Annotated in this window: 10 protein-coding genes; all 10 read left to right on the top strand. The window is 47.1% G+C overall.

Annotated elements, in window-relative coordinates; all coding sequences use genetic code 11:
- Positions 1-711, top strand: a 711-nt coding sequence (locus K2G43_RS11100) for an AraC family transcriptional regulator (protein ID WP_300155151.1), incomplete at its 5' end; no start/stop codon positions are given.
- A gap of 22 nt (positions 712-733) precedes the next feature.
- The gene (locus K2G43_RS11095; RefSeq protein ID WP_297642178.1) at positions 734-1,621 is read left to right on the top strand and encodes a helix-turn-helix domain-containing protein; all 888 of its coding nucleotides are present in this window, start codon (positions 734-736) and stop codon (positions 1,619-1,621) included.
- An 873-nt stretch (positions 1,622-2,494) separates the two neighbouring features.
- Positions 2,495-3,166 (top strand): Abi family protein, encoded by a 672-nt coding sequence (locus tag K2G43_RS11090; RefSeq protein WP_300155148.1) that lies wholly within the window; start codon positions 2,495-2,497, stop codon positions 3,164-3,166.
- Positions 3,167-3,359: 193 nt separating this feature from the next.
- Positions 3,360-3,797, top strand: a complete 438-nt coding sequence (locus K2G43_RS11085) for a hypothetical protein (RefSeq protein ID WP_300155145.1) — start codon at positions 3,360-3,362, stop codon at positions 3,795-3,797.
- Between the two features lie 567 nt (positions 3,798-4,364).
- Positions 4,365-7,022, top strand: coding sequence for an AAA family ATPase (locus tag K2G43_RS11080; protein WP_300155142.1), 2,658 nt, complete (start codon positions 4,365-4,367; stop codon positions 7,020-7,022).
- A gap of 84 nt (positions 7,023-7,106) precedes the next feature.
- On the top strand, positions 7,107-8,660 hold the full coding sequence (guaA, locus tag K2G43_RS11075) for a glutamine-hydrolyzing GMP synthase (protein ID WP_297644037.1): 1,554 nt from the start codon (positions 7,107-7,109) through the stop codon (positions 8,658-8,660).
- Between the two features lie 38 nt (positions 8,661-8,698).
- Positions 8,699-10,006: a glutamine-hydrolyzing GMP synthase gene (guaA, locus tag K2G43_RS11070; protein WP_297644036.1), complete on the top strand. Its 1,308-nt coding sequence runs from the start codon at positions 8,699-8,701 to the stop codon at positions 10,004-10,006.
- Positions 10,007-10,361: 355 nt separating this feature from the next.
- Complete coding sequence (locus K2G43_RS11065) at positions 10,362-11,663, top strand: site-specific integrase (RefSeq protein WP_300155137.1); 1,302 nt, start codon at positions 10,362-10,364, stop codon at positions 11,661-11,663.
- 133 nt (positions 11,664-11,796) lie between these two features.
- The gene (locus K2G43_RS11060) at positions 11,797-11,976 is read left to right on the top strand and encodes a hypothetical protein (protein ID WP_300155135.1); all 180 of its coding nucleotides are present in this window, start codon (positions 11,797-11,799) and stop codon (positions 11,974-11,976) included.
- A gap of 8 nt (positions 11,977-11,984) precedes the next feature.
- Positions 11,985-12,863, top strand: a complete 879-nt coding sequence (locus tag K2G43_RS11055; RefSeq protein ID WP_300155132.1) for a hypothetical protein — start codon at positions 11,985-11,987, stop codon at positions 12,861-12,863.
- Positions 12,864-12,914: the final 51 nt, after the last annotated feature.

The raw sequence follows: 12,914 nt of genomic DNA, 5'->3' as shown, positions 1-12,914 counted from the left end.
AAGTACGATTACGAAGAGGGCACCATCGTCTGTTTCGCCCCCGGACAAACGGCGGAGACCACCGCTACCCATGACCGGATACAGACCAACGCTTACGGCATCCTCTTCCATCCCGACCTGCTCAGGGGCACGCCGCTGAACCAAGCGATGAAGAAATACACCTTCTTCTCGTATGAGATTAACGAAGCGTTGCACGTGTCCGAAGAGGAGCAGGCTATCATCCTGGATTGCCTCAAAATCATCCGCAAGGAGCTGGAACATGGCATAGACAAGCATACCAAGACGCTGATTGTCACCTATATCGAACTGCTGCTCGGCTACTGCATGCGTTTCTACGAGCGCCAGTTCATCACGCGCAGCAAGAGCAATCACGATGTGCTGGTCCGCTTCGAGCAGTTACTGGATGACTATTTCAGCGGACCTGCCGCCGAACTCGACGGGCTTCCTTCCGTGAAGCACTTTGCCGACAAGCTCTGCCTCTCTCCCAACTATTTCGGCGACATGCTGAAGAAGGAGACCGGCAAAACGCCGCAAGAGTATATCCACGCAAAAGTAATCGAAGTGGCGAAGGACCGCCTCTCCGGTACGCGGGAGACCATGAGCCGGATAGCCTACTCCTTGGGATTCCAGTATCCGCAGCACTTCTGCCGCCTGTTCAAGAAGCAGGTGGGGTGTACGCCGAACGAATACCGCTTGCGGATGATTGGCTGAGGGGAGAGGGATGAAAGAAGATATGTTGGATATCAAGAGCGTGTGCGAGTGCAACCGTTGCCTGGGGTGCAAGACGCTGCATCCGCAGGCAAGCATCATCAACTTGGAGCATCCCGACCTGCGGCAGGAGGCGGTGAAGTTCGAGTTCTATGCCGTGCTGCTCATCGAGGAGTGTGCGGACGATTGTTGCTGTTGCGGTCGCAAGTATTACGACTACTCCACGGCGACGATGGTGTTTCTCAAGCCCGGCGACATTTTCCGCATGAGCGAGGCGGGCGTGTTGCCCGACAAGGGCTGGTTGCTGGCGTTCCATCCCGATTTGCTTTATCGCACCTCGTTGCTGAATCACATCAAGAACTACACCTTCTTTTCGTATCAGAAGGAAGAGGCCCTGCACCTGTCGCAGCGTGAGACCGCCACCGTCACTTGCTGCATCCAAAACATCGAAGAGGAGTTGCATCGCCCCATCGACACCCACACCGCCACCATCCTCTCGCGCCACATTGAACTGATGCTGGACTATTGCACCCGTTTCTACGAACGGCAGTTCATCACACGCGAGCATAAGAACAAGAGCGTGCTCAAAGAGCTGGAGGCGTTGCTTGACGCCTATATCGCCTCCGGCCGTCTGCGCGACGCCCTTTTGCCCACGCCGGAGTATTGCGCCGTGCGGCTGGGCCTTTCCGTCCCCTACTTCAACGACCTGCTGAAGTTCGAGACTGGAAAGACCTTGGACGAATACTTCCAACAGAAGAGGCTTGAAGTTGCCCGGAGGATGTTACTCGTGGCGGGGAACACGCCGGCCCTTGTGGCACGCCGGTTGGGCTATGCCAATGTGCAATGTTTCAGTCTGCTGTTCAAGAAGGTTGTGGGGGTGGCGCCTGCTTGCGTGAAGAGGGGAGATAATTGAATGCAAAAATAGGTCTGCATCGTCAGTATTGCAGGATGCCTTTGGTTCTGTTGCCGGATTGTCGGATTGCCAACAAGTGTAAAAGTGTCATTGAGATAAACGCTTTCTCTTTTTTAATGTAAAATGTTTTCTACCACTCTTTTCGCAGCCGTCACGTCCCGATGAAAAAACGCCTTTTTCCTTCTTTTCCTTTCTTCTTCCTATCCGCTTCCTGTCCGACCCCTATCAGGGCCTATTCGGCTTCGGACGTTCTTCGGACAAACTCCACTCCCTAGGACCGAAGAATGTCCGAAGAACGTCCGAAGAACGTCCGAAGGAAGTATGGAGCAAGTCAGGACCGGATAAGAGGCGGACCGGAAGAATAGAGGCAGACGGAATTTTCGGGAAGAAGAGATTTGCTGTAATTATTTATAACTTTTTCGATTTGTCGTAGGGGAGTTACTGACCAACAAGTTCACTATCCGCCAGATTTATCGCTTCAACTTTTTTGCCGTCAACAATTTTAGCGTATATCTTCTCCTTGTTTTCTCCCTGTCTATAGAGACGGGATATACAAGGAGCAGGTAGGGAGTTGGTAAGGAGCAGGTAGGGAGCAGACAGGGTACTATGCACACTCTATTTGCCAACGGAATTTTTGAAGACAAAAAGGGAGGCATGGATAGATGACGGTGCACCTTGTTGTTGCTTGCATAATGTCATGATTTCAGGCACGGAAGTTTTCGGATAGCAGAAGAAAAGCCGCCCGGATTAGGAGTGGCTTAAAAAAACTAAACCCCGAGGTTTGTCCGAAGACAGGGACACTCGGGGGATTCCGTTGCAAAATTAGAAATAATTTCGTAATTTTGCAATTTGCAATACGCTAAAAATCATGAAATGAAATATTCTGAGTATGAAAAGGCTTTTTCTACGGCTCGCCTCAACAAATATTTAGTTGCTTGCGGCGGTAATACAGCCAAAGCACTAACCCTTTATAGGTATAACGTGAAGTTATGTCAAAAGTTTTATGGCATACTGAATATCTTTGAGGTAGTGCTTCGTAATGCCATAAACGCTCATTATCAGAGCGTTTTTAATGATGTTGAATGGGTGGAGAATCAGATGCAACCCGGAGGTATGATTGAAAATGCGCCGCAGAAAAATGAGGTACTTCGGATAATCGCTATGCTTAGGCAAAACGGGCGATATACAAGCGATCGTGTCGTTTCCTCTGTCTCTTTTGGCTTTTGGACACACTTGTTTACACGACAGCCGTTTAGACTTGGTGGTCAGAACTTATTGCGCATATTCCCTAATCGCACTACCGGATTAGGGCAAAGAGCGGTGTTCAACGAACTTCAGGAGATAAAAACTTTCCGTAACCGCATAGCCCACCATGAGGTTATCTGCTTTGATGAGAACGGCAGCATTGACATGGCGAGAACACAAAGCAAATACGCGCTTATCCTAAAATATATAAACTTTCTCGGCTATCAGAGTAGCCATTTATTCTACGGCATAGACATTTTGCCTGATTCCACCATTGCTAAAATCGAGGCGTTGAAATGAATATGGCTATGTATATAAATTTGTAGCCAAAACAGAAGGAAAAAGCAGGGAAATGAGGCTGAAACAGCAGAATCACGTCAAAAAAGGATAGAATTTCAGTTTTCGGTTCAGCTCAAGCACTTTACGCATGGTAATACAAGGATTTTAGCAAGATTTGTATTAACTTTGTGGCACGGACAAAAGCATTAGGCGTATGAAAAAGTGGCAGGAAATAGCAGGTGTTATAGCCATCGGAGTAATTGGTTTTTATTTAGGATGCACTCGTCCCATAGATTACACTGATGGCGAAAGAGTCGTGTATTCCGATTTGCCTAAAGAAGTTCAAGACACTTTGATTTGGTGGGGAGAGCATACAACAATTTCATTTGATGATACTGTCTGCGTTGAACTACCGGATGTAATCTGCTATAACTCAGATTATTCTTTCCTATACACTAAATTTGGGCCTTGGATAATATCACGTAGATTAAAGCGCAATACAGATGGAAAGGAGTGGAGATTTTCCGGGAATTTAAATGTTCCTACACCGATTGTAGCGATTGGAGATACAATATATATACCTTCGGAATACAATCTTGTTGCTTCGGAAGTTGACAGCAACGCTGTCTTTCTGCGACAGACACTTAAGTAGTCAGAACCGATATGTTCACACGCTCATGGTTCATATCGGTGATTAGACACATTGGAGCCGGGCTTCGGTATGGATGGTTGAGGCTGTTTTCCCCGGCTTCCTCGTCCTTGCAGTGATTCTGATTTTAATAGCCAAATAACATCAACATGGATATGGAAATAGATGTACCTGAATATAGGAGTCAAAGCCAATGTATTCGTAATGGCATTCTGCACAAGCGTATCGGCTTTGACTCCCGTAAATAAAAAAAACGTGAAATATATTCCTTTTTCCTTGCAAATTTTTCCTAAACCCTCTATCTTTGTCCCGAAATCGGATGATAGCATTCAATTCATCCGTTCTATTATACCATATAATATGCATCATAGCAGTCCAAAATCAAAGAATCAATCGTGCAACGGCGACGTGGGGATATAGCATCCTTGCGTTGATAGTCGTTTTGCATTTCGTTCTTTGACATGTTGGACACCATCCGACGGTTCATGTCGCGCCCTTTTTTATACATGAATGGTCGGGTCGGAAAACTTTTTTATTATCTCTATTTATTCACTAAAAAAAGTTACAGCTATGATACATAATAAAAAACAATTTTCATTTCACACCGAACTTATGGATATGGAACGCTGCCTTTACAAGGGGTACCGTTACTTTGTTCCCCAAAAAGCCGAACCGGAATCCATCGGCAAGGTCGGTCAACTGACACTCTCTTTGGATGGATTGACCATCTGTCCGGGCAAGGATGCGGCCCGTCTTTTTGCGACAGAGGCTGCTTCGCAAAATCCGGCGGAGATGAGACTTCGTATGGACGGAGAGTTGGATGACACCGCTTCTTTTTATCTCTATTGCGAGGGTACGGAACAGCCCGTGGCCAGAGCTGTGCGGAGCATGGAAGAGTATGATTGTTTCTGCTTCTCTTTCTCTTCCGAATACAATTTTTTGCATCCCGGAAAATACTTCCTGTTGGGCAAAAATATGCAGGAGGCTTCCGACGAACATCTGTTTGACACCGTCAACGGGCATCTCTGTTTTCCCTTCATGGTGTTGAGGGCAGGAGAGGAGTTGGCGCATCCCGTTTTCCGGAAGGCGGTCGTTTCCCGTCCGGCGAGTACCCTGCGCGGAGGTGGATTGACTTCCGGTGCGCTGCGCGTCAGCCTGGTTGCCGATAGGACAAAGAACACGGAATATGCCGCCGGGTGTGGCAAAGAAGAGGGAGTGGAGCTTGGCCTCGCCTGCTATGACCGGGATTGGCACCTGATGGCGCGTGCCGGTCGGTATATATCAGGGGGGCGTTTCCCTAAATCCGCGTGCTCGGTCTCTCTTCATTCGGAAAACATCTGGATGCCGGGAAGCTATTTTGCAGTCGTGTCGTACAACCGCGAGCCTTATATGCTTGTCACCTTCGACTATCAAGGCGCTGAAACGACCGAAGGCCGATGCCGTCTGCTTCAGAAAGAAGAGGAGGAGTATTGGATGGTGAAGAAGCTGGAGCCGGATGCGCAGAAGAAATGGAAACAGGTGAGGGAGTTGCAAGGATTGGGGCATGTCAAGCGGCATCTGGTGAAGCTGTCGCGCATGAACGAATTCAACCGCTTCTGCTCGCTTCATAACCTCGGTGGACTGCGCAGCAACACGTTTGCTGTTGTCACGGCTTCCAAGCTTTTTCATGCCAAGCGGTTAGCCTATTGCCTGCCAAACTTGCTGAATTTCTGCACGGAAAGTTACAGGCAGATAGATTGTGCGGAATGGGTGGCCTCCGCTTCCGCCTCTGGCGGAGAATCTGCCGATGGCTATATCGAGGGACGTGGTGAGCGTACCTTGGCCTTATTCGGCCTGTCTGCGCTGCTGACACCGGATGGGCAACAGTTGCTGACCCGAATCGAAAAGGCCGTTTTAGACGAAACCGTGTTCTGGTCGCTCATCCTTTGCGGCACCCGCGACGAGGTGGAGCAGGTGTTTGCGTATGCGCCTCGGATGGCGGCCTGCTTTCCTGCCGATACCCGTTTTGATGTCCGGTCCTTCTCCGTAGCCGAAATGACACACCTCGTGCAACGGCAAATCGAGCAGGCCTCTTTCAGCCTCGATGCCATGTCGGAAAATGCGCTGGCCGTGCAAGTCGGTGAGTCGTGGCCGGAAATATCCCATTGGGGTAAAGAGGAGATTGACCGTTTTGTCTGCCGGGGCATTGCCGGCCGGATGAAGCAACGCCTTCGGGAGACTTTGCTGTTTGATCAGAGCATTCGGCAAAAAGAGTTGCTGACCGTGTTTCCCGAAGACATCGCTCTCGCTTCTTACTTGCTGAAGACGAATGACCGCCGAAACGGCACCACGGCTCCCGCTCTCTTTGAAGAGAGCATGAAGGAGCTGAACGCAATGGTAGGCCTGCACGCCTTGAAGGAAGAATTGACCGCTGTTTTCTACCAAGTCCGCTTCAACGAGCAGAGGCGGTTATTGGGGCTCCCGGCAGAGGAAGACGGCACGTACCACATGATTTTCACCGGGAATCCGGGAACCGGAAAGACCACGGTGGCGAGGATGATCGGGAAGATTTACCACTCTCTGGGATTGCTTTCCAAGGGGGAGGTGATTGCGACGGAACGCAGTCAGATGGTGGGGCGCTACATCGGCGAGACTGAGGAGAAGATGGTCGCTTTGCTGAAACGCGCCAAGGGAAACGTGCTTTTCATTGACGAGGCCTATACTTTGTGCGACTCGTTGGAGGATCGTAAGGACTATGGCAATCATGCCATTGAGTGCTTGCTCACCTTGCTGGCCCGGCCGCACTCGGACACACTTGTCATCATGGCGGGCTATGCCGACGAGATGGAACGCCTGATGCAGCGGAATCAAGGTCTGAAAGGGAGATTCCCCCATAAATTCCATTTCGATGACTACGATGCCGGAGAGTTGATGCAGATAGGTGCCAGCTTGCTGGAGCGGAAAGGATATTTGCTTTCCGATGAGGCCGAATCGCTGTTGAAGACCATGGTGGGAGAGGCGCTCAGCCGCAAGGATCGCCATTTCGGAAATGCCCGTTGGATGAATCAGTTCATTACGTCGGGTGTTTTGCAGGCCATGGCCAAACGGATTGTTCAGGGTGGAATGCCGGCAAGTGTCGAAGTGTATCGAACCATCGAAATCTCCGACATCGAGCAAGCCGCATTGAAATTCGTGAAAAGGGATTTTCCGCAGTTGATGCCTCGTCGCAGGATAGGCTTTATCGCTTGATGTAAGTTTTTTGCCTCTTGTTGAGAGGTATTTTCTGACTTTTTTCTACTTTTGCACCATATTTATTAAAATCCACAGAGATTTATGCAAGAGAAGATTATTATTCTTGATTTCGGTTCGCAGACCACGCAGCTCATCGGCCGCCGTCTTCGCGAACTGAATGTGTATTGCGAAATTGTACCTTACAACAAATTCCCGCAGGGGGATGAGTCTGTAAAAGGAGTTATCCTTTCGGGTAGCCCCTTTTCTGTATATGATGCAAGCGCGTTCAAGGTGAACTTGGACGAGATTCGCGGACGGTATCCCATACTGGGTATCTGCTACGGCGCACAGTTTATCTCCTATAGCAATGGTGGACGGGTGGAGCCTGCCGGTACCCGTGAATACGGACGTGCGCATCTCAGTTCTTTCGACCGTGAAAATATCCTTTTCAAAGGCGTGAAGGAGAATACCCAGGTCTGGATGAGCCACGGCGATACGATTACAGCCGTTCCCGGCAACTTCCGGGTGATTGCCTCTACAGACAAGGTGGCGATTGCCGCCTATCAGGTGGAGGGAGAGAAAATGTGGGGTGTGCAGTTCCATCCCGAAGTGTTCCACAGCGAAGACGGTACGCAGATGTTGCGCAATTTCGTGGTGGAGGTTTGCGGTTGCAGCCAGAGCTGGAGTGCGGCCTCGTTTGTAGATACCACTGTGGCAGAGCTGAAGGAACAGCTTGGAAATGACCGGGTCATCCTGGGATTGAGCGGTGGCGTGGACTCTTCCGTGGCTGCCGTGCTGCTGCATCGCGCCATCGGCAGCAACCTGACCTGTATCTTCGTGGATCACGGCCTGCTCCGTAAGAACGAGTTCAAGAATGTGATGCACGACTACGAGTGTCTGGGGCTGAACGTGATTGGCGTAGATGCCAGTGAGAAGTTCTTCAAAGACTTGGCCGGAGTGACCGAGCCGGAGAAGAAGCGCAAGATCATCGGTCGCGACTTCATCGAGGTGTTCGATGCCGAAGCGCATAAGATAACCGATGCCCGCTGGCTGGCACAAGGTACCATCTATCCCGACCGCATCGAGAGCCTGAACATCACCGGTAAGACCATCAAGAGCCATCACAATGTAGGCGGACTGCCCGAGGAGATGAACCTCAAGCTGTGCGAACCGTTGCAGTGGCTGTTTAAGGATGAGGTTCGTCGCGTGGGACGTGAGTTGGGAATGCCCGAACATCTGATAACCCGCCATCCTTTCCCGGGACCGGGATTGGCTGTCCGCATCTTAGGCGACATAACGCCCGAGAAGGTGCATACGTTGCAAGAGGCCGATGACATCTTTATTCAAGGCTTGCGCGACTGGAAGGTGAAGGATGCCGATGGCAACGAGACGTCGCTCTACCATCAGGTATGGCAGGCGGGTGTCATCCTGTTGCCGGTGCAAAGTGTGGGCGTGATGGGTGACGAACGTACATACGAGCGTGCCGTTGCTTTGCGTGCCGTCACTTCTACCGATGCCATGACTGCCGACTGGGCACATCTGCCTTACGAATTCCTTGGCAAGGTCTCCAACGACATTATAAATAAGGTAAAGGGAGTGAATCGCGTCACTTACGACATTTCGTCAAAACCACCTTCGACAATTGAGTGGGAATAACCGAAACGGAATTTATTAACTTTAAATATAGAGATAGAATGAAGCAGGACATGATTGTGATTCTGGATTTGGGAAGCCATGAGAACACGGTGCTTGCCAGAGCAATTCGTGCATTGGGCGTGTATAGTGAGATTTATCCTCACGACATTACCGCTGCCGAACTGAAGGCTTTGCCGAATGTAAAAGGTATCATCATCAACGGTGGACCGAACAATGTGATTGATGGAATAGCCATCGATGTACTTCCTGAAGTGTATGAGGCCGGATTTCCCGTAATGGCAGCCGGACATGACAAGGCTTTGTGTGAAGTGAAACTTCCGCAATTTACGGACGATGTGGAAGCCATCAAAGCGGCAGTGAAATCTTTCGTATTTGATACCTGCAAGGCCGAGGCCAACTGGAACATGACCAACTTTGTCAACGATCAGATGGAACTGATTCGCCGACAGGTGGGCGACCGCAAGGTGTTGCTGGCCCTGTCCGGAGGTGTGGACAGTTCCGTAGTGGCGGCTTTGCTGCTGAAAGCCATCGGCGACAACCTGGTTTGCGTGCATGTGAACCACGGATTGATGCGCAAGGGTGAATCGGAGGCCGTGATTGATATCTTCCAAAAGAAGTTGAAGGCAAACCTGATTTATGTGGATGCCACCGACCGTTTCTTGGATAAATTGGCCGGTGTGGCCGACCCCGAGCAGAAACGCAAGATTATCGGCGGTGAGTTTATCCGTGTTTTCGAGGAAGAGGCCCGCAAACTGGACGGCATCGACTTCTTGGGACAAGGCACCATCTATCCTGATATCGTGGAGAGCGGGACAAAGACTGCCAAGATGGTGAAGTCGCACCACAATGTAGGTGGTCTGCCCGAAGACTTGCAGTTTGAGCTGGTAGAGCCGTTGCGCCAGTTGTTCAAGGACGAAGTGCGTGCTTGCGGCGTTGAACTTGGCTTGCCCTACGAGATGGTCTATCGCCAACCGTTCCCCGGACCCGGATTGGGTGTGCGCTGTTTGGGAGCCATCACCCGCGATCGCTTGGAAGCCGTGCGCGAGTCGGATGCCATCCTGCGTGAGGAATTCCAATTGGCAGGTCTGGATAAGAAGGTATGGCAATATTTTACGGTAGTGCCCGACTTCAAGTCGGTAGGTGTGCGCGACAATGCACGCTCTTTCGATTGGCCTGTCATCATTCGTGCCGTCAATACGGTGGATGCCATGACCGCTACCATCGAACCGGTAGATTGGCCCATTTTGATGAAGATTACCGACCGTATCTTGAAAGAGGTGCCGACCGTAAACCGCGTTTGCTACGATATGTCGCCGAAGCCCAGTGCAACGATTGAATGGGAATAAAATAAAGCCCTTTTAGAGCATATTTCAATAGCCTTGACCCTACCATAGGTCAAGGCTATTTCGTTGATATATAGCCTCCAGTGCCCTCAGGAAGGTATTTTAGCTATTTTGTTAACGAATCTAAATTGATACCAGTTTTTGACACCAGTACCATTTTCAACCATTTCTCCAGTCCATTTTTTTCCAGTAATTTTGAGGATAAGAAAAATATTTTTCATCCAAGGTATTGACTTCTTTTTAGGAGACGATATACTTTAAATAAAAAGGTAAAACAAAATAAGTCCTCACAAGAGGACACTTTAAAATATATAATGTTATGGTTGAAAACGAAGTTTCGATAAACGGTAGATTTAGTATGAAGATTAATTTCAACCTCAAAGGTATTGGAAGTAAGAAATCTCAAATATGGTTGACAACAACTATCAATAAGGAAAGAGTAAGAGCATATACTGGCTTATTGATTGAACCAGAGTACTGGATTAAGACTACAAGAACACAAGTAGGTGAACGAGCATCAGAAGATAGTGTTTTGGGTAGAGTACAACTCAATTATAATAAAGGTGTAAACAAAGGACTGAAAAAGATACTTGGATATTGCCATGAATACGGAATCCAAGTTAGCCAAAGCCATTTAATGAGCAATGGAATGGAACACAATGCCAAGAACTTCACCAGTTTCATCAATGGTAAGATAAGAGGCATTGAAGCCAACATCCGTAAAAACCCAACCGATTTTATCAACGCTTACATTGAACGCAAATCGCAAATGGTCAATAAGGACACCCAGCGAAAAATTGTGAATGGAACAATCTACAATCATCGCAATGCCTTGAAGAGACTTCAAAAGTTCTGTGCAGACAAAAGTATTAGATTGGTATGGGAAATCTTCAATTCTCAATTTGAAGAACGCTTTACCGCTTGGATGATTTCCAAGAATTATACAGCCAACACCATTGCAGCTCAATATAGCATAATGAAAGTATGGTTAGCAGAAGCGGAAATTCAAGGACTGATAACCGATAAATCATTTCATCGCTATCAAACCAAATGCCACGATGTTGAGAATGTATATCTTACAGAAGAGGACATCAACAAACTCTATGCCATAGACTTCAATGATGAGGTTAAAGCACAAATAGACCCTCGTGACCATATAGAAATCACACGAGACTTGTTTATAGTTGCTTGTTGGACTGGACTTCGATTTGGAGATTGGAAAGACTTATCAGAAGCTAACATCAACGATGATACAATGGTAGTGCATACCCATAAAACAGATAAAACGGTTATCATCCCATTGCATCCAATGGTTAAAGCAATCATAGCTAAATATGGTGGTGTACTCCCAAAGAGCGTTGATAAGAGCAAAACACTAAAACACATTCGCAAGTGTGCTGAATGGGCTGGCATAACAGAACCAGTTACACTATCTCGTGTTAAAGGTGGACAAACAGAAACCAAGAATGGAGCAAAATATGAGTTTCTAATGAACCATGCAGCAAGAAGAAGTTTTGCAACGAATATGTATCTGAAAGGTGTTCCAACCATAAGCATTATGGCAATCACAGGACACACCACAGAAGCCAATTTCTTGAAATATATCAAGGTGGATAAGTTACAACACGCAAAAATAGTGGCACAAGCCTTTGCGCAATAAGACTTAGGTAACTGCTTTCTAATAGAGCCGATTTTAACCTTTCTACCAGTAAAGCGTTCTTTCCATAAAATTTCCTGTAATTATTTCTAACTATTTTCAACCTGCCTACTATTTATAGTAAAAAGGTTGAATAATGAATGAACAAACCAAAAGAAAGATTGCATACGCTTTACGAGGTAGAAAGAAGTCAGCTACAACAAAGAAGTTGATTAGCCAAGCGTTGAAGAATCAGCCAAAGACTAAACAACACAAGCAAGCCATATCGGAAGCAATGAAAGCACTATGGCAAAGAAAAAATAATTTATACAAATGAATGGTTATATGATACCAGTTATTGACAAACTAAAAATCTGCTATACATTATCAGATACCAGCAGATTGCACGAATTAAGAGAAAATCCATTAGAGACTTTTGAAGTTCAAGGGTGGGATTTTCAGTTACGAAGAATAGACGGAACACACTTCAATTACATCTATGAGATAGTCTATACATTCTATAATGATAACACCTTTGAGGATATGGAAGAGCAAGTATTTGGAACAATCCAATGGGGTTTGCGTTCGGACCACGATGAGACTTTTCAGTCATTTGTATGGTTACAGATAGATAACCAACAATTCTATTTGAAGTACAATCATAACACCAAAGGACGATTAGTATTCTTAGACTACATCGAGCAGATGTTAGGATTAGAGTTCAACAACATTACCCATTTGGATTTAGCCATTGATGCCAGTACTAATTTTTCAAAGGCATTGGTTAAGATGATAAGGAACAAAGACTACTACCCTATCATCAATGGAACGAAAATCACAGATAGAAAGAAACTCATTGAAGACATTCTTTATATCGGGGTTGGTAATTTGGAACGCATCAAAGAATATAGCATCCTTATCCAGCAGAAGAAAAATGATTTAAGCATCAACGCATACAACAAGAAGCGTGAGATAGAAAACAAGAGCCACAAGGATTACATTATGGAAAGTTACGATAATCCTAACCAGCTGCATAGATTGGAAGTTAGAATTAATTCCGATGCAATGAAAGATTTCTTTACAAGAGAGCATATCGAATACAACCCAGCAATGTTTATCAATGACGATTGGTTATGGTTGTTCTTTCTGAATTTTATGAATAGAGTGATACGATTCCAATCAATCAAAAGCAGAAAGGTTTATGGAGTAATGGATTTAATCTAATGGAATGGTAAGGTATTAGTAAAGTACCTTACCATTACTTGTATATAAGCG

The sequence above is a fragment of the Bacteroides sp. genome (assembly GCF_029057325.1).
Classification (GTDB): domain Bacteria; phylum Bacteroidota; class Bacteroidia; order Bacteroidales; family Bacteroidaceae; genus Bacteroides.
Note: the sequence above shows the minus strand (reverse complement) of the source record. Positions and strands in the feature narration are given on the sequence as shown.

Excerpts from the sequence above, each read along its gene's own strand:
- K2G43_RS11095 (WP_297642178.1), top strand. The coding sequence starts at position 734 with ATGTTGGATATCAAGAGCGTGTGCGAGTGCAACCGTTGCCTGGGGTGC.
- K2G43_RS11090 (WP_300155148.1), top strand. The coding sequence starts at position 2,495 with ATGAAATATTCTGAGTATGAAAAGGCTTTTTCTACGGCTCGCCTCAAC.
- K2G43_RS11085 (WP_300155145.1), top strand. The coding sequence starts at position 3,360 with ATGAAAAAGTGGCAGGAAATAGCAGGTGTTATAGCCATCGGAGTAATT.
- K2G43_RS11080 (WP_300155142.1), top strand. The coding sequence starts at position 4,365 with ATGATACATAATAAAAAACAATTTTCATTTCACACCGAACTTATGGAT.
- guaA (WP_297644037.1), top strand. The coding sequence starts at position 7,107 with ATGCAAGAGAAGATTATTATTCTTGATTTCGGTTCGCAGACCACGCAG.
- guaA (WP_297644036.1), top strand. The coding sequence starts at position 8,699 with ATGAAGCAGGACATGATTGTGATTCTGGATTTGGGAAGCCATGAGAAC.
- K2G43_RS11065 (WP_300155137.1), top strand. The coding sequence starts at position 10,362 with ATGAAGATTAATTTCAACCTCAAAGGTATTGGAAGTAAGAAATCTCAA.
- K2G43_RS11060 (WP_300155135.1), top strand. The coding sequence starts at position 11,797 with ATGAATGAACAAACCAAAAGAAAGATTGCATACGCTTTACGAGGTAGA.
- K2G43_RS11055 (WP_300155132.1), top strand. The coding sequence starts at position 11,985 with ATGATACCAGTTATTGACAAACTAAAAATCTGCTATACATTATCAGAT.